Annotated in this window: 16 protein-coding genes; 10 read left to right on the top strand and 6 right to left on the bottom strand. The window is 68.1% G+C overall.

What is annotated here, in order from left to right:
• Together SCA01S_RS06105 and SCA01S_RS06100 are read right to left on the bottom strand one after the other, a co-directional pair.
• Complete coding sequence (locus SCA01S_RS06105; RefSeq protein ID WP_157088867.1) at positions 1-3,060, bottom strand: sensor histidine kinase; 3,060 nt, start codon at positions 3,058-3,060, stop codon at positions 1-3.
• Positions 3,050-3,685, bottom strand: coding sequence for a response regulator transcription factor (locus SCA01S_RS06100; RefSeq protein ID WP_054131341.1), 636 nt, complete (start codon positions 3,683-3,685; stop codon positions 3,050-3,052). The genes SCA01S_RS06105 and SCA01S_RS06100 overlap by 11 nt, the downstream gene beginning before the upstream one ends.
• 183 nt (positions 3,686-3,868) lie before the next feature.
• On the opposite strand from SCA01S_RS06100, the gene SCA01S_RS06095 reads away from it, so the two are divergent.
• The 9 genes from SCA01S_RS06095 to SCA01S_RS06055 all read left to right on the top strand — a co-directional run bounded on the left by SCA01S_RS06095 (position 3,869) and on the right by SCA01S_RS06055 (position 11,743).
• Positions 3,869-4,699, top strand: a complete 831-nt coding sequence (locus SCA01S_RS06095; RefSeq protein WP_062783986.1) for an alpha/beta fold hydrolase — start codon at positions 3,869-3,871, stop codon at positions 4,697-4,699.
• Positions 4,700-4,703: 4 nt separating this feature from the next.
• Entirely contained in the window at positions 4,704-5,186 is a 483-nt protein-coding gene (dps, locus tag SCA01S_RS06090) for a DNA starvation/stationary phase protection protein Dps (protein WP_054131339.1), read from the top strand.
• A gap of 32 nt (positions 5,187-5,218) precedes the next feature.
• Positions 5,219-5,896: a hydrolase gene (locus tag SCA01S_RS06085; protein WP_062783983.1), complete on the top strand. Its 678-nt coding sequence runs from the start codon at positions 5,219-5,221 to the stop codon at positions 5,894-5,896.
• Between the two features lie 190 nt (positions 5,897-6,086).
• Positions 6,087-6,341: a XapX domain-containing protein gene (locus SCA01S_RS06080; protein WP_022677548.1), complete on the top strand. Its 255-nt coding sequence runs from the start codon at positions 6,087-6,089 to the stop codon at positions 6,339-6,341.
• Between the two features lie 4 nt (positions 6,342-6,345).
• Positions 6,346-8,193 carry an amidohydrolase gene (locus tag SCA01S_RS06075; RefSeq protein ID WP_062783980.1) on the top strand — a complete coding sequence of 616 codons (1,848 nt, stop codon included), beginning with the start codon at positions 6,346-6,348 and terminating at the stop codon, positions 8,191-8,193.
• Positions 8,194-8,207: 14 nt separating this feature from the next.
• On the top strand, positions 8,208-9,098 hold the full coding sequence (locus tag SCA01S_RS06070; protein ID WP_062783977.1) for a hypothetical protein: 891 nt from the start codon (positions 8,208-8,210) through the stop codon (positions 9,096-9,098).
• A gap of 5 nt (positions 9,099-9,103) precedes the next feature.
• The gene (locus SCA01S_RS06065) at positions 9,104-9,556 is read left to right on the top strand and encodes a DoxX family protein (protein WP_062783974.1); all 453 of its coding nucleotides are present in this window, start codon (positions 9,104-9,106) and stop codon (positions 9,554-9,556) included.
• Positions 9,553-10,998 carry an alginate export family protein gene (locus SCA01S_RS06060; RefSeq protein WP_062783971.1) on the top strand — a complete coding sequence of 482 codons (1,446 nt, stop codon included), beginning with the start codon at positions 9,553-9,555 and terminating at the stop codon, positions 10,996-10,998. Before SCA01S_RS06065 ends, SCA01S_RS06060 begins: the two co-directional genes overlap by 4 nt.
• Positions 10,999-11,011: 13 nt before the next feature.
• Positions 11,012-11,743 carry a YoaK family protein gene (locus SCA01S_RS06055; RefSeq protein WP_062783968.1) on the top strand — a complete coding sequence of 244 codons (732 nt, stop codon included), beginning with the start codon at positions 11,012-11,014 and terminating at the stop codon, positions 11,741-11,743.
• Between the two features lie 6 nt (positions 11,744-11,749).
• On the opposite strand, the gene nagE is transcribed toward SCA01S_RS06055, so the two are convergent.
• The 4 genes from nagE to SCA01S_RS06035 all read right to left on the bottom strand — a co-directional run bounded on the left by nagE (position 11,750) and on the right by SCA01S_RS06035 (position 18,291).
• Positions 11,750-13,483 (bottom strand): N-acetylglucosamine-specific PTS transporter subunit IIBC, encoded by a 1,734-nt coding sequence (gene nagE, locus SCA01S_RS06050; RefSeq protein ID WP_062783965.1) that lies wholly within the window; start codon positions 13,481-13,483, stop codon positions 11,750-11,752.
• Entirely contained in the window at positions 13,480-16,038 is a 2,559-nt protein-coding gene (gene ptsP, locus SCA01S_RS06045) for a phosphoenolpyruvate--protein phosphotransferase (RefSeq protein ID WP_062783962.1), read from the bottom strand. Before ptsP ends, nagE begins: the two co-directional genes overlap by 4 nt.
• An 85-nt stretch (positions 16,039-16,123) precedes the next feature.
• Positions 16,124-17,260, bottom strand: a complete 1,137-nt coding sequence (gene nagA, locus SCA01S_RS06040) for an N-acetylglucosamine-6-phosphate deacetylase (RefSeq protein WP_062783959.1) — start codon at positions 17,258-17,260, stop codon at positions 16,124-16,126.
• Positions 17,257-18,291: an SIS domain-containing protein gene (locus SCA01S_RS06035; protein WP_062784292.1), complete on the bottom strand. Its 1,035-nt coding sequence runs from the start codon at positions 18,289-18,291 to the stop codon at positions 17,257-17,259. Before SCA01S_RS06035 ends, nagA begins: the two co-directional genes overlap by 4 nt.
• 744 nt (positions 18,292-19,035) lie before the next feature.
• Here SCA01S_RS06035 and SCA01S_RS06030 point away from each other — a divergent pair.
• Positions 19,036-20,985 (top strand): methyl-accepting chemotaxis protein, encoded by a 1,950-nt coding sequence (locus SCA01S_RS06030; protein WP_062783957.1) that lies wholly within the window; start codon positions 19,036-19,038, stop codon positions 20,983-20,985.
• Positions 20,986-21,000: the final 15 nt, after the last annotated feature.

The raw sequence follows: 21,000 nt of genomic DNA, 5'->3' as shown, positions 1-21,000 counted from the left end.
TCAGGCGGCGTAGGCCAGGCGCGCCGGCACCGACAGGCGCACCAGCGTGCCGAGGCGATGCCCGCTTTCGATGGAAAACGATGCGCCGATGCGCCGCGCCCGCTCGCGCATGCCGATCAGGCCATAATGGCCCTTCATCAGCGCCGCGCTTACCGCCCTGCCGTTCGCGCCGTCCTCGCCATCGATGCTGGCAATGCCGATGCCATCGTCGCTGACAAACACCGCCAGAGCCCGCGCGCCATACTCCACGTTCACATCGATCGCGTCGGCCTGGGCATGGCGCGCCGCGTTGCACAGCGCCTCGCCGACGATGGCGAGGATTTCATCGACGATATCGGGGTGCAGCGGCCGCACTTCGCCTTTGACGTTCAGCGTCAGGCTGGCGCCGGTGACCAGGTTGTCGAGCAGGCGTTGCAGTTCGCGGCGCAGGTGGCGGTCTTCCAGGCGGCGCAGGCCTTTCACCCGGTCGCGCCCCTCGATCAGCATTTCCTCGGCCCGGTCCAGCGCCGGGGTCAGCACGGCTTGCGCGGCGCGGTCGTGCGAAAGGTGATCGGCCACCGACTGAAAGCGCATGATCAGGCCCTGCACTCCCTGGATCAAGGTGTCGTGCAGTTCGCGGGCAATGCGTTCGCGCTCGCTGGTGCGTTCGGCCATGCGATCGCGGATCAACCGGCCCAGATACTGCACCCGCGCGATGTAGAGCAGATAGAGCATGGCCGAGAGCGCCACGATCGCGGCGAGGGGGAACCACCAGGTCTGGTAGAACCGCTGGGCGATGGCAAACTGCATGGTCTGGCCGCCCGCGTTCCACACGCCGTCCTCGTTGGCAGCGATGACCTGGAACGTATAGCGGCCCGGCCCCAGATCGCTGAACGTCACGCTGCGCTCGGTCGATGGTGCGGTCCATTGCCCTGGCAGGCCCGGGCCAGACAGGCGGGTGCGGAACTGCACGCGTTGCGGCACGGTCAGGCTCGTGGCGGTGAAATCGATCCGCACCGATCGCGTGCCCGGCGGCAGGCGCAGCCCGGCGCTCGGCGCCCGCGCCGTGCCGCCAGCCACCAGGCTGCGCACCATGACTGCGGGCGGCAGCAGATTGCGGCGCAGCGCGGCCGGATCGATCCACACCAAGTTGCGGCGCGTGAGGAACCAGATACGCCCGTCGCCGCCCTGCGCCACCTGGGCGCCGGCGGCCTTCTGGGCAAAGCTGTTGAGGCCATCGCGAAAATCGAACCGGCGCCAGGGCACCGCCTGGCCGGGGTGCGTCAACGCCTGCACCAGATCGGTGCGGTGGATCTGCACGATGCCGCTATCGCCAATGCCCCAGCCATCGCCGCTGCGCGTCCACACCAGGCCATTGAGCGAGGCTGCCCAGGGGTTTGCGCTTGCCAGCACGGGTGTGCTGCCCCGCGCGAATGGCGCCTGGAGACCACGCGCGCCGCTGATCAGCGGACCATCGCCGAGGGGGCTGGGCAGCAGGCCTTCGATCCCGTCGACCTGCAACTGCGCGGGCGAAATCGCCACGAACGGCAGATCTGCCCCGCGCGGCGCCGGTCCGCGAAATGCCACGATCGCCCGGTCATCGCCGCCAATCGCGATGTTGGCGGGCAGCGCACGGGGTGTCGCCAGGGTGTGCCAGGCGCCGCCTTCGTGCCACCACAGCCCCTGGTCCAGCGCCGCCAGCCAGATGCGGCCCGCGCCATCCTGCCCGCAGGCCAGCGGCATCAGGCCGCGCGGCAGGGCAATGGCCGGCCCGGCCGCGCCGCGCGGGTTCAGCCGCACCAGGCGTTCACCCGTCACCAGCCATGCGCCGCCCCCGCGCGCCGTGCACAATGCGCCAGCGGGGCTGGCCAAGCGCAGGATCGTGCGCGCCGCCTGGCCAGGGGCAATGGCATAGGTGGCGCGGGCATCGCCAACATAGACCACGCCATCATCGCCGCCGGCCAGGCGATAGCTGGTGGGCGAATTGGCAGGGATCGCGGTTTCCACCACGATCGGCACGCGACGCAGCTTGTCCAGCCCCATTTCCGTGCCGATCCACAGGTTCCCCTCGCAATCCTGCAACAGGGCATGGGTCTGGTCAGAGGTCAGCCCTTGCGTGGCATCGAAGGTGAAACGGCGCATCGCCGCAGGCGCGGCCTGGGCACTGCCGGTGGCCTTGTCGGGCGTAGTCAGGCGCTGCACGCCGCTGTTCCAGGTGGTTTCCCACAGCGCGCCGTCGGCAGTGAACAGCATGCGCGTGCCGCCAACCGGATCGGGGTTGATCGCCAGCCGCGCCCCGGCCGTGACGCGGCCCTGCGCCAGGGTCAGTCGGCGGGTGCCGGCCGCGTCTGACAGCCACATCGCCCCGTTGGGCCCGGCGGCAAGGCTGGCGCGCGGGGTAACCGCGATGCCGGTTGCGGCAAAGCGCTGGCTGCCGCGCGGGCGGATCAGCACCTGGCGTTCGGTTACCAGCCATTGCGTGCCGTCGGCGGAAAACGCCGTGCTCCACGCCTGTTCGGCGGGCAAGCCGGCGTCCTGGCCGAATTCCTGCCAGCGCCCATCGGCATAGCGGGCCAGGGTGCCATCACTGCGGCCGCCCCGCACCACCCACATCGCGCCGTCGGGCGCCTGGGCCATGTCGGTGACCTGGCGCGAGGGATGCGGCATTGCCATGTCGACCAGCCGCCCATCGCGCCAGGCCATCACCCCGCGCCCACGGCCCAGCCCCACCCACACGGTGCCGTCCTGAGCGCTGGCCAGTTGCGACACCACCAGCCGCGCGCCCTGGCCGCCGGGCTGGGGCACGGGTTCGAACGTCAACCCGTCAAAGCGGAACAGTCCTTCCACACTGCCGATCCACAGGAACCCGTCGCGCGATTGCGTCAGCGCGTTGATCCGGCCCGGCGCGCCTTCTTCCAGGGTCCAGTGTTCGTGCTTGTATCCCGCCAGCACACCCGCTTGGGCCTGAACCGGCGCCTGAACTGGCGCTTGGGCCTGGCCCTGCCGCTGGGCCATCGGCGCACTGGCCATGAGCGCCAGCCCGCCGGCCGCCAGCACGGCAATGCCGCGCCTACAGTTCAATGATGCCCCGCCGCGCCGCCTTGGTCACGGCGTGGGTCCGATCGTTGACATGCAGCTTGCCAAAGATGTTCTTGATGCCGGACTTGACCGTTTCCTCGGCCAGGTTGAGCGTCCAGGCGATCTGTTTGTTGGCATGGCCCGAGGCGATCAGTTGCAGAATCTGGGTTTCGCGCGGGGTCAGCGGCTCGTCGATCGCGTGCAGCGCGATTTCCTGCGCCACATCGGGCGCCAGGTGACGCTGGCCTTCGTGGACGGTGCGGATCGCGCCGAGAAGTTCGCGGCGCAGGCTGCTTTTGAGCAGGAAACCCGCCGCCCCCGCGCGCAGCGCCTGCAGCGCCTGCGCGTCACCGGAATAGGTGGTCAAGACCAGGATGCGCGCCTGGGGATGGCGGGCGCGGATCGCCTCGATCGCCTGAAGGCCGGTCATCCCCGGCATGCGCAGGTCCATCAGCACCACCGCCGGGCGCAGGGCATCGTACATCGCCACGGCTTCATCGCCGGTCGCTGCCTCGCCCACCACGGCCATGTCGGGCTGCATCGCGATAACGGCAGCCACACCTTCGCGCAGCATCGGGTGATCGTCGGCAATCAGGATGCCTATCGTGGTATCGGTGCGCGCGGGCATGGAGGAAGGCGATACCACGCGCGTCGCGGCCTGGGTAGCCACCCGAAATGGGGGTGCGCCCAGCCCCCATGCTGGGGCTGGCAGGGCAGGCGCGAGGGCGCACACTTGGGCTGGAACACAAAGCTGGCCGCACCGGGCAAAGGTTGCCCCTGGTGTTGCGGCCGGAATGGGAGCCTTCACGTCATGCCCACGATCACCACCGCCGATGGCACCGAAATCTTCTACAAGGACTGGGGCAGCAAGACCGCGCAGCCGGTGGTTTTCCACCATGGCTGGCCGCTTTCTGCCGACGATTGGGATGCCCAGATGATGTTCTTCTTGGGGCAGGGTTATCGCGTGATCGCGCACGATCGGCGCGGCCATGGCCGGTCCACCCAGACCGGCGACGGCAACGAGATGGATACCTATGCCGCCGACGTCGCGGAGCTGGCCGATCATCTTGATCTCAAGGATGCGATCCACGTTGGCCATTCCACCGGCGGCGGCGAAGTGGCGCACTATGTGGCGCGGGCCAAGCCCGGCCGCGTCGCCAAGGCCGTGCTGATCGGCGCGGTGCCGCCGATCATGCTGCAAACCCCGGCCAACCCCGGCGGCCTGCCGATGGACGTGTTCGACGGGTTCCGTTCGGCGCTGCTGGCCAACCGCGCGCAGTTCTTCCGCGATGTGCCCGAAGGCCCGTTCTTCGGCTTCAACCGCCCCGATGCCAAGGTTTCGCAAGGCCTGATCGACAACTGGTGGCGCCAGGGCATGATGGGCGGGGCCAAGGCCCACTATGATTGCATCAAGGCCTTTTCCGAAACCGATTTCACCGACGATCTCAAGGCGATCGATGTGCCCGTGCTGATCATGCACGGCGAAGACGATCAGATCGTGCCGATCGCGGATTCGGCCCACCTGGCGATCAAGCTGGTCAAGCACGGCACGCTCAAGACCTATGCCGGCTTCCCCCACGGCATGGCCTCGACCCATCCCGAGGTGATCAACGCCGATCTGCTCAGCTTCTTCAAGGCCTGAGCCGATGACCTACGAAACCAGCATCGATCTTTCCGCCCACGTCCGCAAGGCGTCGGTGGCGCTGCTCCAGGCCCGGCTGTCCGATGCGCTCGACCTGGAAGCGCAGGCCAAGCAGGCGCACTGGAACGTGCGCGGCCGCCACTTCCTGCAACTGCACGGCCTGTTCGATGCCGTGCATGGCCAGGTAGAGGAATTCGTCGATCTCCTGGCCGAGCGGATCACCACGCTGGGCCATGTCGCCGATGGCCGGGTGCAGACCACCGCCGGCGCCACCACGCTCTACGAATATCCGCTCGCCGCCCATGGCGGTGACGCGCATATCCGCACGCTGGCGGCCAGCCTGGCGCTGTTCGGCAAGGCCGTGCGCGCCGCGATCGACAGCGCGGCGGGCGAGGGCGATGCCACCACCGCCGACCTGTTCACCCAGATCTCGCGCGAGAGCGACAAGCAGCTGTGGCTGCTCGAAGCCCATCTGCTGGCCGACTGACCCACACCCTTTCTCCTTCAAGGACAGATCCCATGACCTTTCATGCCAAGTCGCTGATCAATCCTGACGACACCGTGTTCATCTTCGTCGATCACCAGCCGCAGATGGCCTTTGGCGTCACCAGCATCGATCGCCAGCAGCTCAAGAACAACACCGTCGCCCTGGCCAAGGCGGCCAAGCTGTTCGGCGCGCCGATCATCCTGACGGCGGTGGAGACCAAGTCGTTCTCCGGCTATATCTGGCCCGAACTGCTCGACGTGGTGCAGCAGACCCCGATCGAGCGGACCTCAATGAACAGCTGGGACAGCGACGAACTGGTCGCCACCGTCAAGGCCACCGGCCGCAAGAAGCTGGTGATCGCCGCGCTGTGGACCGAAGCCTGCCTGCTCTTCCCCACGCTCAGCGCGATCGAGGAAGGGTTCGAGGTCTATATCATCACCGACGCCTCGGGCGGCACCTCGCCCGAAGCGCACGATGTGGCGATCCGCCGCATGGAGCAGGCCGGCGCCCACTCGCTGACCACGATCAACGCCGTGCTGGAACTGCAGCGCGACTGGGCGCGGCGCGAAACCTATGACGGCGTCATGGCCATCGCGCGCGAGCATTTCGGTGCCTACGGCATGGGCGTCGATTATGCCTATACCATGCTCCACGGCGCGCCGCAGCGCGGCCAGTTCGCGCACGAAGTGGTGGGCGGCGCCGAGCATTGATCCTGTCTCCGTCATCCCGGACTTGATCCGGGATCCCGCTGGCTTCTGGCCGTGCGCTGACAGGGAAGCGGGGCCCCGGGCCAAGCCCGGGGTGACGATCAGGCGAAATTGCAGACTTTGTTACCAATCCCCCCGGCGGCCCGTCCCATCCCTCTTGCGGGGCGGGCCGTTTCCCCAAGGAAACTGCGCCATGAAGGCATATCTCGCGTCGCTAGCGGCCGGCCTGCTGGTCGGCATTGTCTATTCGCTGATCGGGGTGCGTTCCCCCGCGCCGCCGGTCATCGCGCTGGTCGGGCTGCTGGGCATCCTGGTGGGCGAACAGGTGGTGCCGCTGGTGCGCCATGCCGCTGCCGGCCATTCGATCACTGCCTTTGTCCGCACCGATTGCCGCAGCCACGTGTTCGGCCGCCTGCCCGATGGCTCCGCGCCGGAAAAGGACGCGTAAGGCCATGGCCGATACCCTGATCGTCAACGCCAAGGTCACCACGCTGGATCGCGCCAACCCCCAGGCGCAGGCCGTGGCCATCCGCGACGGACGTTTCCTGGCGGTGGGCAGCGAGGCCGACGTGCGCGCCGCTGCCGCGCCCCAGGCGCGCGTGATCGATGCCGGCGGGCGCCGCCTGATCCCCGGCCTGATCGACAGCCACATGCACATCATCCGGGGCGGCCTCAATTACAACATGGAGCTGCGCTGGGACGGCGTGCCCAGCCTGGCCGATGCCATGGCCATGCTCAAAGCCCAGGTTGCCCGCACCCCCGCGCCGCAATGGGTGCGCGTGGTTGGCGGCTTTACCGAGCACCAGTTTGCCGAAAAGCGCCTGCCGACGCTGGCCGAACTCAACGCCGTGGCGCCCGATACGCCGGTGTTCATCCTGCATCTCTATGATCGCGCGCTGCTCAATGCTGCCGCGCTGCGCGTGGTGGGCTATGGCAAGGACACGCCCAATCCGCCCGGCGGCGAGATCGTGCGCGATGCCGCTGGCAATCCCACCGGGCTGCTGCTGGCTCAGCCCAATGCCACGATCCTCTATTCCACGCTGGCCAAGGGGCCCAAGCTGCCCGAGGATTACCAAGTCAATTCCACCCGCCATTTCATGCGTGAGGTCAACAGCCTGGGCGTGACCGGGGTGATCGATGCCGGGGGCGGGTTCCAGAACTATCCCGACGATTACGCCATTATCGAAAAGCTGCACGCCGACAACCAGCTTACCGTGCGCATCAGCTACAACCTGTTCACGCAAAAGCCCAAGGAAGAGCTGGCCGATTTTGCCGGCTGGGTGAAACAGGTTTCGCCCGGACAGGGCGATGATACCTATCGCCACAACGGCGCGGGCGAGATGCTGGTCTATTCGGCTGCCGATTTCGAGGATTTCCGGGTGGAGCGCCCGGACATGCCGCCGAGCATGGAAGGCGATCTGGAGCCGGTCATCCGCCTCTTGGCCGAGCATCGCTGGCCCTGGCGGCTGCACGCCACTTATGACCAGACGATTTCGCGCGCGCTCGATGTCTATGAAAAGGTCAACCGCGATATCCCGCTGACGGGTATCAACTGGTTCTTCGACCATGCCGAGACGATCAGCGACCGCAACATCGATCGCATCGCCGCGCTGGGCGGCGGCATCGCCGTGCAGCACCGCATGGCCTATCAGGGCGAATACTTCGTCGAACGCTATGGCCACCGCGCTGCAGAGCGCACGCCGCCGATCGCGCGGATGATCGCGGCAGGCATTCCCGTGGGCGCCGGCACCGATGCCACGCGGGTGGCGAGCTACAACCCGTGGGTATCGCTGTCGTGGCTGGTGACGGGCCGAACGGTGGGCGGCATGGCGCTCTATCCCGGCGCCAACCGCGTCAGCCGCGAAAAGGCGCTGGCGATGTGGACCCACGAGAACACCTGGTTTTCCAACGAGGTGGGCAAGAAGGGCCAGATCATGGCCGGCCAGCTGGCCGATTGCGCGCTCTTGAGCGCCGATTACTTCGCCGTGCCCGAGCAAGATATCGCCCATATCCGCAGCGTGCTGACGCTGCTGGGCGGCGAAGTGGTGCACGGGCAGGGGGACTTTGCCCCGCTGGCCCCGGATCTGCCGCCGGCCATGCCCGATTGGTCGCCGGTCAACACGTTCGGCGGCTATTACCAGACCGACCAGGCACGGAACATGCTGGCCAATGCCTGCGGCTGCGCCAGCGCCTGCGGTGTCCATGGCCACGATCATGCCGCTGCGCTGGGTCAGGCCGCGCCGGTTGCCGATGTGCAAACGTTCTGGGGCGCACTGGGCTGCGGCTGCTGGGCGGTTTGACAGGAGAAACGATGATGAAGCTGCGCCTTTCCCTCGCCCTTGCGGCCGCGCTGTTGACGGCCTCGGCCCCGCTGGCGGCCAAGCCGGTGCCGATGGCCGATTATGCCGTGGGCCCGCAATACGATACCACCCATGTCTATGTGCCGCAGGAGCAGTTTGACGCCTTCGTCACCGCGTTCCAGGCCACGTTTGGCGGTACCACCAGCAAGCAGGGCGAATTTCAGGTTACCCCCACGCCCAGCCTGACCAAGTCGCAGCTTGTGCTCACGCCGGCAGGCACGGTCTCGGTGTTCGGGTTCAAGACGCCGATCCCCTATCCGTTTGGCGCCGAACGCACCGGCTATCTGGTCACGGACATGGACGCCGCGGTGAAGGCCGCGCGCGCCGCCGGTGCCACGCGCCTTATCGAAACGTTTCCCGATCCGATCGGGCGCGATGTGGTGGTGCAGTGGCCGGGCGGCGTGAACATGCAGCTCTATTGGCACACCGCCACGCCGCACTATGCGCCGCTGGCCACCGTGCCAGAAAACCGCGTGTACCTGACCGCCGATGCCGCCGACGCGTTCATCGCGGCATGGACCCGCTTTGCCCATGGCCACGTGGTGTCTGACGACAAGACCGCGCCGGGCGCCGAGGCGGGGCTGCCGGCCCCGATCCGCCGCGTGATGATCGACAGCGGCTATGGCAAATTGACGGTGCTGGTGTCCAACGGCCAGTTGCCCTGGCCCTGGGGCCGCGACATGACCGGCTATGCCGTGCCTGATCTGGCCGCCACCCTGGCCAAGGCGACCGCCGCTGGCGTGGAAACCCTGGTGCCGGCGCGCGAAGTGGGCGGCCGCCGTGCCGCGCTGGTGCGCTTCCCGGGCGGCTACATCGCCGAAATCCACCAGAACGCAATGCGTTAAGCGCCATGCCCCGTCTTGCGCCTGTTCCATCGGCCCCGGCCGATCCGCGCTTCGTCGATGCCATCCTCGATTGGCCGCCCACCTGGTTCGTTGCCCGGCTGCTGCTGGTGGGCGCCTATCTGGTGGGGGCGCTGGCCAAGCTGGGTGACTGGCCCGGCGCCGTTGCCGAGCAGGCGCATTTCGGCATGACGCCGCCGGCGCTGTGGGCCGCCGCGACCATTGCGGTGGAATTGATCGGCCCGGCGCTGATCCTGGTCGGCCGGCTGGTGTGGCTGGGTGCGGGGATGCTGGGCGTGTTCACCGTGCTGGCGGCCTGCCTCGCCAATCCGTTCTGGGCGCTGCAGGGGCCGGCGCGCTTTGCCGCCACCAACGCGTTTTTCGAGCATCTTGGCCTGGCCGGCGGCTTTGTCCTGGCGGCATTGGTGGCCGAACATGCCCGGCGCGAGGGCCGCATGTGAGCCGGCGCCGCGCCGGCCGGGCCGTCGTCACGGCCATGCTGGCGGCGCTGGTGCCGCATGGGGCTGCGCGCGCGCAGCAGTCTGCCGATCAGGATGCCCTGCCACGCAGCGTGATCGAGGCCTGGCGCCCGCCCACCCTGACGATCACCCGCTATACCGAAGACTGGTCCAGCCTGGCCGACCCCGCCGCCCGCCGCGCGCGGTGGACCGCGCCGCTGAAATACATTCCCCTGGCGCCGCCGCAGGTGTGGCTGTCGACCGGCCTGGAACTGCGCGCGCGGGTTGAGGCAACCCAGGGGCAGACCGCGCGCTATTGGCGGGCGATGCCCCATGCCGATCTGCACGTCGGCCGCTTTCGCGTGTTTGTTCAAGGGCTGGCCAATGCCGCGCAGGGCGTGGTCGGCGGGCCATCGCCGGTCGATCGCACCGGCGTGGATCTGTTGCAGGCCTTTGCCGATGTGACCGTGCCGATCGCGCCGGGCACCACGCTGCGCCTGGAAGGCGGGCGCCAGCTCGTCAGCCTGGGCAGCGAGCGGCTGGTCGGCACGCGCTATGGCCCCAATACGCCGCTGCCGTTCGATGGCACGCGGGCGCTGCTCGATTCCGGCCCTTATACCGCCAGCCTGTTCTACCTGGTGCCGGTTGCGGCCGGGCCGCACAGCATGGACGATCGGCGATCGCGGCAAAAGGCGCTGTGGGGGCTATATGCCACGCGCTGGCTGGGCAGCGGGCATGCCGCGCGGATCGACGCCTATGCCATGGTCTATCACGATCGCGCCGCCAGCCTGCAACAGGCCGGGTTTGCCCGCGGACTGGGTGACGAACGGCGCATTACCCTGGGCCTGCGCAGCGCCGGGCGTGCCGGGTCTGCCTATTGGGATATCGAGTCGATGGCCCAGGGCGGGCACCTGGCCGGCGCGCCGATTCATGCCTGGTCGGTGGCGCTGCGCGCCGGGCGCCGCTTTCCGGCCTTGCCGGCCACGCCCGATCTGTCGCTCCATGTCGATCTCGCGAGTGGCGACAAGGCGCCCGCCGATGGCCGGGTCAACGGCTTCAACCCGCTGTTTCCCAAAGGCAAGTATTTTGGCGAGCTTTCGCCACTGGGCCCGCGCAACCTGATCGATGTGCACCCCGCGCTCACGCTCGCGCTGGGCAAGCTGAACGGCGGCGCGGTGCAACTGGGTGTTACGGGCATGGCCTATTGGCGGCAAAGCCGGGGCGACGGCGTCTATGATGTGCCCGGCCGCCAGCTGCACCCCGCCACGGCCGGCCAGGCACGCTTTCTCGGCAAGCAGGCAGAGGCGGTGGTAACCTGGCAGGCCACGCGCGAACTGGCGCTGACTGCCTCTGCCAGCCATTTCGTGCCCAGCGGCTTTCTGGTCCAGGCCGGTGCCGGCCGGCCGATCGATCTGTTTGCCGGTGAAGCTTCGTTCCGGTTCTGAAAGGGAAAGTGCCATGGACTCTCATCCCCCACCATCGCCCCCCGTCGCCGGCGCGCCTGTGGCGGTGCGCACACCATCGCCGCTGCCGCGCCTGCTGCTGTTGCTGTCGGCCACGACCGGCTTTGTCGACGCGGTCAGCGTCCTTGGCCTGGGCAAGGTGTTTACTGCGAACATGACCGGCAACGTGGTGTTCCTGGCCTTCGCGCTGGCCCGCGCGCCGGGTTTCACGCCCGTGCCCTATCTGGTGGCGCTGGGCCTGTTCATGGTGGGCGCGAGCGTGGCGGGGCGGCTGTGGCGCCACGCGTCGAGCCATCCGCTGCGCTATTGGCTGCTGCGCGCGGCCTTGCTCGAAGCCGTGCTGTTCCTGGGGGCTGCCGCCGTGGCGCTGGTGCCCGGCACCGACGGCATCGTGGCGCATCCCGCCTGGGCCGTGCTGGTGATGATCGGGCTGACGGCAGGGGCCATGGGTTTTCGCAATGCCACGGTGCGCCAGCTCAAAGTGCCCGATCTGACCACCACCGTGTTGACCCTGACGATCACCGGCATTGCCTCTGACGCGGGCGGGCCCAACCTGCGCACGCGCCTTTTGGCGATCACCATGATCTTTATTGGCGCGGCGGCCGGCGCCGTGCTGGTGCTGCACACCGGGCTGGCGCTGCCGCTGGCGTTGACCGCCTTCGTGGTGCTGGGCGGAACGCTGCTGTGCCTGCGCCATCCCCTGATGGCGCTGCCGCATCGTCCCTGACGTAGCTCAGGCGCGCCAGGGAGCGATCGCGGCCTCGGCAAAGAGCACCTGCGGGCCGGTGGGCGTGGCCACCACGCCGCGCGCGCCCAGCGCGGCAAGGGCGCTTTCATCCACCACCGTGCCGGCCGGCAGCAGCAGGCGCCCATGCACGCTGCGAGCCTGGGCCAGGGCCGCCGTACCGCCCAGCGCCTGCGCCAACTCGGCCGGAACGCTGGCGGGATCGATCGCGCTGGCAAAGCTGCCGGCCTCGGTAATCGGGGCCTTGGCCGGTGCCGCGCTGGGTGCAGGCGCGCCCATGGCGGCGCGGATTTCCACCGCCACCTGATCGGCCTGCGGGCCGAGCACGACCTGCAGGGCGCGCGGAGAGGGGCGGATCAGGCCTTTAGCTCCCAGGCCACGCAGCGCGGCTTCGTCGATGCTGGCCTGATCGGCCACCACCAGGCGCAGCCGCGTGGTGCAGGCGCCCACTTCCACCAGATTGGCCGCGCCGCCCAGCGCCGCGACAAAGGCCTGGCCGCGTTCGCCCGCCAGCACCGGCGCGCCGCCGTTGCCCATGGGCACGTCATCGCGGCCCGGCGTCTTGAGGTCAAAGCGCAGGATCGCCCAGCGGAACACGCCATAATAGACGCTGGCATAGATCAGGCCCACCGGGATCAGCAGCAAGGGCTTCTGCGCCTTGGAGAAATTGAGCACGTAATCAAGCAGTCCGGCCGAAAAGCCAAAGCCCATGTGCACGCCCAGCGCCGCCATCAGCGCCATCGCAATGCCGGTCAGCACCGCGTGGAACGCATAGAGCACCGGCGCCAGGAACATGAAGCTGAACTCGATCGGCTCGGTCACCCCGGTCAGGAACGAGGTGGCGGCAAGGCTCAGCAGCATGCCGCCGGTGGCTTTGCGCCGCTCGGGCCGCGCGGTGTGATACATCGCCAGGCACGCGGCAGGCAGGCCAAACATCATCACCGGGAAGAACCCGCTCATGAACGCGCCAGCAGTCGGATCGCCGGCAAAGAAGCGGCGCAGATCGCCCGTGGTGCCGTGGTAATCGCCCAGCACGAACCAGGCGATGTTGTTGAGAATGTGGTGCAAGCCCGTCACCAGCAGCAGGCGGTTGAGCGTGCCGAAGATGAACAGCCCGATCCCGCCGCTGGCCAGCGCCGCCTCGCTCGCGGCATTGGCGCCGGCATTGATGCTGGCCAGGCTGGCGCCCAGCAGCCCGGCCAGCGCCACGCCGGCAACCCCGCTGATGATCGGCACGAACCGCCGGCCGCCGAAGAAGGCGAGGTATTCGGGCGGCTTGACCGTGGAAAAGCGGTTGTAGCCGATCCCGCCGATGATCCCCGAGACAATGCCCAGCGGCACGGCAACATGATCGACTTGCGCGCTGCGCCAGGCCGCCGTCACTGCCGGCAGCGCCGCCTTGGCAACGCCCGCCACCACATCGGCCGGCACGGCCAGCAGCGCCTTGGCGCCTTCGCTCGCCACCAGGAAGCACACCACGCCGGCAAGCGGCGCGGCGCCGTTGCCATCCTTGGCAAAGCCGGTGGCCACGCCAATGGCAAACAGCAGACCGAGATTGGCAAACATGGCATTGCCCGCCGCGCTGACGAAATCGAGGCCCAGCAGATCGGGCTGGCCCAGCCGCAGAAGCAGCGCCGCCACCGGCAGCACGGCGATCGGCAGCATCAAGGCGCGGCCCAGGCTTTGCAGATGTTGCAGCGCGTTGTTCACGGCTTGGCTCATTGGGTAACCCCTTCGATCATCTGTGTGGCCAGCACGCGCACTTGCGCGGCGCTCGAGGCCTGGAGCACGGCACTGGCCAGGCCCCGGCAATCCTGGGCAGAGAGCGCGCGCACCAGCGCCTTGATTTCCGGCACCATCGCTGGCGCGGCGGAAAGTTCGGTCACGCCAAGGCCGATCAGGATCGGCACGGCCAGCGGATCGGATGCCAGGCCGCCGCACACGCCCACCCACTTGCCGTGGCTTTGCGCGCCTTCGCAGCACAGGCCGATCAGGCGCAGCACGGCAGGGTCGAGCCCGTCGATGCTGCCCGCAACCGCGGGATTCCCGCGATCCATGGCCAGGGCATATTGCGTCAGATCGTTGGTGCCGATCGACAGGAAATCGCATTCGGCGGCCAGGGCATCGGCCATCACGGCAGCGGCGGGTGTTTCCACCATCACGCCCAGCGGCACTGCGGCCACGCCCAGCTTGGCGGCCTCGGCATCAAGGGCAGCGCGCACGGCGCGCAGTTCCTCGACCCGCGCGATCATCGGCGCCATGACCTTGACCGCGCCTGCCGCTGCCCCGGCGCCCGCGCGCAGCACGGCGCGCAACTGTGGCACCAGCATCTCGCGCTGGGCCAGCCCCACGCGAATGCCGCGCAGGCCCAGCGCCGGGTTTTCCTCTGCCGCCATTGGCAGATAGGGCGCCGGCTTGTCTCCGCCGATATCGAGCAGGCGGATGATCAGCGGCCGCCCGTCAAGCGCCTGGGCAATGGCGGTGTAATCGGCGGTCTGCTCGTCTTCATCGGGCGCGCTGGCGCGATCGAGGAACAGGAATTCGGTGCGCAGCAAGCCGCAGCCTTCGGCGCCACTGGCTACGGCCGGGGCGGCCTCGCTGCGCTTGCCGAGGTTGGCGCAGACCTCGATCCGCAAGCCATCGCTGGTGCGACCCTCAAGGCCTGATGCGGCCTGCGCGGCGGCCTTGCGTGCCTGGCGCCGTGCCGCTTCGGCCTGGGCCGTGGCCCAAGTGGCGGCATCGGGATCAACCGTCAGCGTGGCGCCGGTGGCATCGAGCAGCAGCGGCGTGCCCGGCGCGATCGACAGCACGCGCTGCCCGGCCGCGACCAGCGCGGGGATGCCCTTGCTGGCGGCGATGATCGCCACGTGCGAGGTTGGCCCGCCTTGCGCAGTAACCAGGCCAGCCACTTGCGCGGGTGAAAGCGCCGCGACTTGCGAAGGTACGAGATCGCGCGCGATCACGATCGCCGCCTCGGGCAGCGAGACGGCGGGCGGTTCCTGGCCGGCGAGATGCCATTGCAGTTGCCATTCCAGGTCGATGAAATCGTCGGCACGCTGGGCAATGTGCGGATCGGGCGCGGCGCGCAGCGTGGCGGCGCGGGCCTGCATGGTGCGCTGCCAGGCCAGGCTGGCGCTGTCACCGCGCGCCATGGCATCGCCGACGCTTTCCAGGATGTCTTCATCGTCCAGCAACTGGCGATGGGCGGTCAGGATCGCGGCCTGCTCGCTGCCGGCCTGTTCCTGCGCGCGCTGTTCCAGGGCCGTGCGAAAGGCGGCGAGGGCCTGGGTGAAGTGGGCGATTTCGGCGCCGGCATCGCCGCTCGCATGCGCGGTGCGCGGCGGTTCGGGGCGTTCCAGCCAGGCCGCCTGGCCAATGGCATAGCCGGCCGCAGCAGTTACTGCCATCAGCCGCTCGCCCGGCGCGATCGGGCTGGTATCGGTGCTTTCGGCCGGCTTGTGCGCCGGGGCCGACGTGGGCGCGGCCTGTTGGTCGAGCGGGCGTAATTCACCCATGCCGGTGGCGATCAGGTCGGCCAGGGCCTCGATCACGGCCGCCGCGGCCGGGCCGCTGGCCAGAAGCGTCAATTCGTCGCCATGGCGCAGGCCCAGGGCCATGACCGAGCTGGGGCTGCGCAGGCGGCAGGGCGTGGCTTGGGGCGTGGCGGCCGGCACGATGCGCACATCGGCGTCATAGCTTTTGGCCAATTCTGCCAGCCGCGCGGCCGGGCGCGCGTGCAGGCCATGGGCGAGCGGCAGGCGCAGCGTGGCCTGTGCGGTGGCGGCAAAGGCAGCAGCGGGCGCGGCGCTTTCAGCTTGCGCGGAACCCAGCACCAGCAGCGGCGCGCCACGGGCGATGCAGCCGGGCACGGCGCGCTCGATCACGGCATGGCCGGCGGTTTCGGTGATCACGATCGGGGTGATCATGCCTTTGACGCGCGGCGCCACGGTGCCCAGGTCCACGCTGATCAGCCGGTCACCGGCAGCCACGGTATCGCCCGCCTGCACATGGGCGACAAAGCCCTCGCCATTAAGGCGCACGGTTTCCAGCCCGATGTGCATCAGCACTTCCACCCCGCCGGCCAGGCGCAGCGTGATGGCGTGGCGGGCGGCATGAACCGATACCACCGTGCCATCGGCGGGGGCATGCAGCGTGCCGTCCAGCGGATCGATCGCCATGCCATCGCCCAGCAGCGTTTGGGCAAAGACCGGATCGGGCACATCGTCGAGCGGAGAGAGCCAGCCATCGAACGGCGCGGCAAGGATCAGGCTGGACATGGGCTGCATCAGCTTTCTTCTGGGGCTTTGTTCAGGCAGGCCGTGGCAGGGGGCCGCATCGTTGGCGCGCCACCTGCCACGCAGATCAGATCACGGCGCTGCCGCCGATCCAGCACTGCACCGGCTGCAGGGCGGCGTCCAGCCACACCAGATCGGCACGCAGGCCGGGCGCCAGGGTGCCGATCTCGTCGGCCAGGCCCAGGAACGCGGCCGGCGTGGCGCTGGCCATGCGGCTGGCCATCGGCACGTCAGCGCTGGTCAGCGCCACCATCGTGCGCACCGCGCCCGCCATGTCGAGGCTGGAGCCGGCCAGCGTGCCGTTCTCGTCCTGGCACACGCCATCGGTCACGGTGATGGTACGGCCGTTCAACTCGAACGAACCGGCGCTCATCCCCACGCTGGGCATGGCGTCGGTCACCAGCATGAGCCGCTCGGTCCCTTTCATGCGCAGCGCGATTTCCAGCGCCGGCCCGGCCACGTGCACGCCATCGGCAATGATGCCGCACCACACCGCATCGTTGAGCAGGGCGGCACCCACCATGCCCGGCGCCCGGTGCTGCAGCGGCGACATCGCGTTATAAAGATGCGTCACCCCGGTCAGCCCGGCGGCAAAGCCGGCCTGCGCCTCGGCAAATGTGGCGTTGGTATGGCCCGCGCTGATAATCACGCCGGCCGCGCGCAGACGTTCCAGCGCCTGCGGTTCCACCTGTTCGGGCGCGATGGTCAGCATGACCTTGCCGCGCCGCGGGCGGCACAGTTCGACCAGCAGGTCTTCGTCCAGGCGGCGGATCAGCGCCGGATCGTGCACGCCCTTGCGTACGGCATTGATGAACGGCCCTTCGATGTGCAGGCCGACGATGCCCGGCAGGCCCTGGGCAATGGCCGCATCGACCACGTCGAGTGCTGCGGAAATCGCCGCCGGCGTATCGGTGATCAGCGTGGGCATCAGGGCCGTGGTGCCAAAGCGCGCATGCGCCTGGGCAATCGTGGCCAGCCCTTCGACGGTGATATCGTTGTTGAGCAGCGCGCCGCCACCGCCATTGACCTGGCTATCGACAAAGCCGGGCAGCAGCCAGCCACCCTCGAGATCAACTACGGTGCCATCAACCGGCACATCGGCCGCAATATCCGCGATGCGCCCGGCCTCGATCTGCACCGTAGCCGCAGGAACGATGCGATCACCCAGCAGGATATGGCCGTTGGTAAACGCCAGAACGGTCATCGCGTGCGGGTCACTTTCGCCAGGAACGGAGGCTCGTCGGGATTGAAGCCCCGGCTGATGGATAGCGCATTGACCATGCGATAAAAGCTCGCAATGCGCAGCAACGGCGCGATCGCCTCGTCGGCAGCCACGGCGGGCAGCACGGTCAGGTTCGGCCCGGCGGGAACGGCTTCAGGCTCGGGCGTGGCCAGGAACACCTGCGCACCGCGTTCGGCGAAATCGGCGCAGACCTGGCGCACGTCGGCCCCGGCCTGGCCGCCGATGTCGAAACCCAGCACCGGGAAACCATCGCGCACGATCGCCATCGGGCCATGGCGCACTTCGGCAGAGCTGAACGCTTCGCCATGCAGGCCACTGGTTTCCTTGAGCTTGAGCGCGGCTTCCTGTGCGATCGACAGGCCATAGCCGCGGCTGATCAGGAACAGGTTGGTGGCATCCTGCAGGCCGGCGCGGGCCACGTCCCAACCCAGGGCAAAGCTTTCATCGAGCGCGGCGGGCAGGGCGGCCAGGGCCGCATTCAGCGCTTCGTCCTGGCTCCACGCTGCAACCAGCGCGGCAATGCCGGCCAGCGAGGTGATGAACGACTTGGTCGCCGCCACCGAGATTTCCGGCCCGGCGCACAGCGGCAGGGCCACATCGGCCATCTGCGCCAGTGGCGATTGATCGTTGTTGACCAAGGCCACCACCAGGGCGCCAGCGGCCTGATAGCGCTCTACCGTGGCAAGCATGTCGGGGCTGTGGCCCGATTGCGAAATGGCGATGCACAGCGGCGCGTTGCCCGTCGCGGCGCGCATCGGTGCATCATAGAGCGAGACGGTGGAGAACGCCGCCGAGGCAGTCGGCACGCCGAGCAGCGTTTCGATCATGTACTTGGCATAGGTTGCGGCATGGTCCGACGATCCGCGCGCACAGGTCAGCACCAAAGACGGCGGCGCCTGGCGCAGCCGCGCGCCAAGGTCTGCCAGGGCCTGGGCATTGTGGGCCATGAAGCGGGCAACCGCCGCGCCGGCCTCGGCCGCTTCGCGGTGCATCCAGGTGGCCGTGGCGCCTGCGCCCGGTTCAGGGGAACTTGTGGGCGTGATCAACTTGGCCTCCACGCAATAACCTTTCGGGTTGGTTGAACGATGGGATCGTGGTCCGTCGCGTGCCCTACCGGCAGCACCGTGCAAGACAGGTTTGTTATACATGCCAGGCAAATGAGTGCAATGGTAGCAAATAGGTATTTTTTTGTCCTTGCGCCGTCTCCCGCACTATATGGCGAAAGCCTTGGTTTCGCTGCAAAGGGGTGGGGCCAAGCCGCTTTCGCATGCGTTGTCGAAACTCTGCAAAGCGCAGCGGCACAAGCGGCATTTTGTGGGAAGGCGCGCGACTTTATATAACTGATTTATATAAATACCACGACAAATGAGCATGGGGGCTGGCGTCGCCCCGCATACAGTCAGCGGATCGCCAGCGCGGTCGTGCGGGACGAAAGGAGCCATCGTGCGCCGATCCAGCCGTGCAATCGGCCCTGCAATGGTATCACATGCAATTTGCCTGTCATGGCGGCCAGCGGAGTCTGAGGCGCCGTTCCGCGTGGCTTTCCGCAGCTCTCGCCCGCGGGCCGTGCGGGTGTGGAAACGATACCAATTTGCCGCCAGAATCATGGGCCTGGGCGATGCCTAATAACAGCGCGCGGCCTGGCTGCGTAGTCCGGCGCATCGCCGCTTTACGCCGCCTTCAGCGCGCCCGGCTAGATCAGCGGGCCTGCCCAGGCATGGTAAAGGCGAGGATTTATGGCCGGCTCAACATTCTTCATCGGGTCGCTCGACCCCACCTATCGCGACATCGCCCGGGTCGAGGCTGCGCTCGCCAGCGGTGATCTCGGTGCCCGGTTGGCGGTTCCGTTCGGCAATCGCCGCTCCGCCGCCCTGGCCGAGGCGATCAACCAGCTGCTCGACAGCGCCACTGCCCCTGCGCGCGATCTGGGTGCGGCGGTACAGGCCATGGCCAGCGAGCATGCACGCGGCGATATCGACGCGACCATCGCTGCCGATCGCTTCAAGGGCGAATTGCACCAGGTTGCCGGCGCGATCAACGCCATGGTGGGCGAACATATCGCCGTGAAGAAAAAGGCCATGGCCTGCGTCCAGGCGATCGGCGTGGGCGATTTCAACGCGCCGCTCGAAGCCTTCCCCGGCAAGAAAGCCTTCATCAACGAGGTGATCGAAACCCTGCGCGGCAACCTTATTGGCCTGATCCGCGACATGAACGCGATGAGCGCAGCGCACGACCAGGGCGATATCGATGTGGTCCTGCCGATGGAGCGGTATCACGGCGATTTCGCCACGATGGCGCAGGGCATCAATACGATGGTGGGCGAACATATTGCCGTCAAGAGAAAGGCCATGGCCTGTATCAAGGCGTTTGGCGAAGGCGATTTCGATGCGCCGATCGAGCAGTTCCCCGGCAAGAAGGCCTTCATCAACGACAATATCGAAGGGCTGCGCCGCAACCTGCGCGCGATCACCGGCGAGATCGGGCAGTTGATCAAGGCCTCCACCGTGGGCGAGCTGACCCGGCGTGGCGAGGCGCAGCGCTTTTCCGGCGATTTTGCCGGGCTGATCCAGGGCATCAACAGAATGCTCGACGCGATCCTGCTGCCCATCGCCGAAGGCAACCGCGTGCTCGCCAATGTCAGCGAGGGTGATCTGCGCGAAAAGGTCGAAATCGCCTGCGAAGGCGATCACCAGCGCATGAAGAACGCCATCAACGCCCTGGTGGACAATCTGCGCACCTTTGCCGGCCAGATCAGCGACGCCAGCGAAACCGTCTCGTCGAGCAGCCAGGAACTGGCCGCGAGTTCGCAACAGGTTTCCCAAGGCGCGGCAGAGCAGGCGGCCGCGAGCGAGCAGGCTTCTTCCGCGATGGAAGAGATGGCCGCCAACATCAAGCAGAACGCCGACAACGCCGCCCAGACCGAAAAGATCGCCCGGCAATCATCCAAGGATGCCGAAAGCTCGGGCGTGGTGGTCAGCCGGGCGGTCGAAGCCATGCGCACCATTGCCGACAAGATCGGCATCGTCCAGGAAATCGCCCGGCAGACCGACCTCTTGGCGTTGAATGCCGCGGTCGAGGCCGCACGGGCCGGCGAGCATGGCAAGGGCTTTGCCGTGGTGGCCAGCGAAGTGCGCAAGCTGGCGGAGCGCAGCCAGACTGCCGCTTCGGAAATCGGCGCGGTTTCTGCCGATACGGTCAAGGCCGCGACCGAGGCGGGCGACATGCTCGGCCGCCTGGTGCCCGATATCCGCCGCACCGCCGAACTGATCAGCGAGATCAGCGCCGCCTGCCGCGAACAGGATATTGGCGCCGCGCAGATCAACCAGGCGATCCAGCAGCTTGACCAGGTGACCCAGCAGAATGCTGGCGCCTCGGAACAGGTTTCGGCCACCTCGGAACAACTGGCCGAGCAGGCGGACGAATTGCAGGCCAGCCTTGGGTATTTCACGCTTGATGCCATCCCGCGCGCGGCACGCCCGGCCGGCGGCGCGCGCGGCGGCAAGGCACGGGCCAAGCCGCCCATCGCAAACCCGGCCGCCCCGCGTGCGCGGCCAGCGCCCCCGGCGCGCATGCCACGGCTGACCGCTGCGGCGGGATCGCTGGGTGATCAGCAGGCCCGGCTCCAAGGCTTTGCACTTGATCTGTCGGCTGGCGGCATGGACGAGGATGACGCCGCGTTCGGCTGACCTGCGGTTCGATTT

It is taken from the genome of Novosphingobium capsulatum NBRC 12533 (assembly GCF_001598375.1).
In the GTDB taxonomy this organism is placed as follows: Bacteria; Pseudomonadota; Alphaproteobacteria; order Sphingomonadales; family Sphingomonadaceae; genus Novosphingobium; species Novosphingobium capsulatum.
The sequence above is the reverse complement of the archived record's forward strand: the minus strand, read 5'-3'. Positions and strand labels throughout refer to the sequence as shown.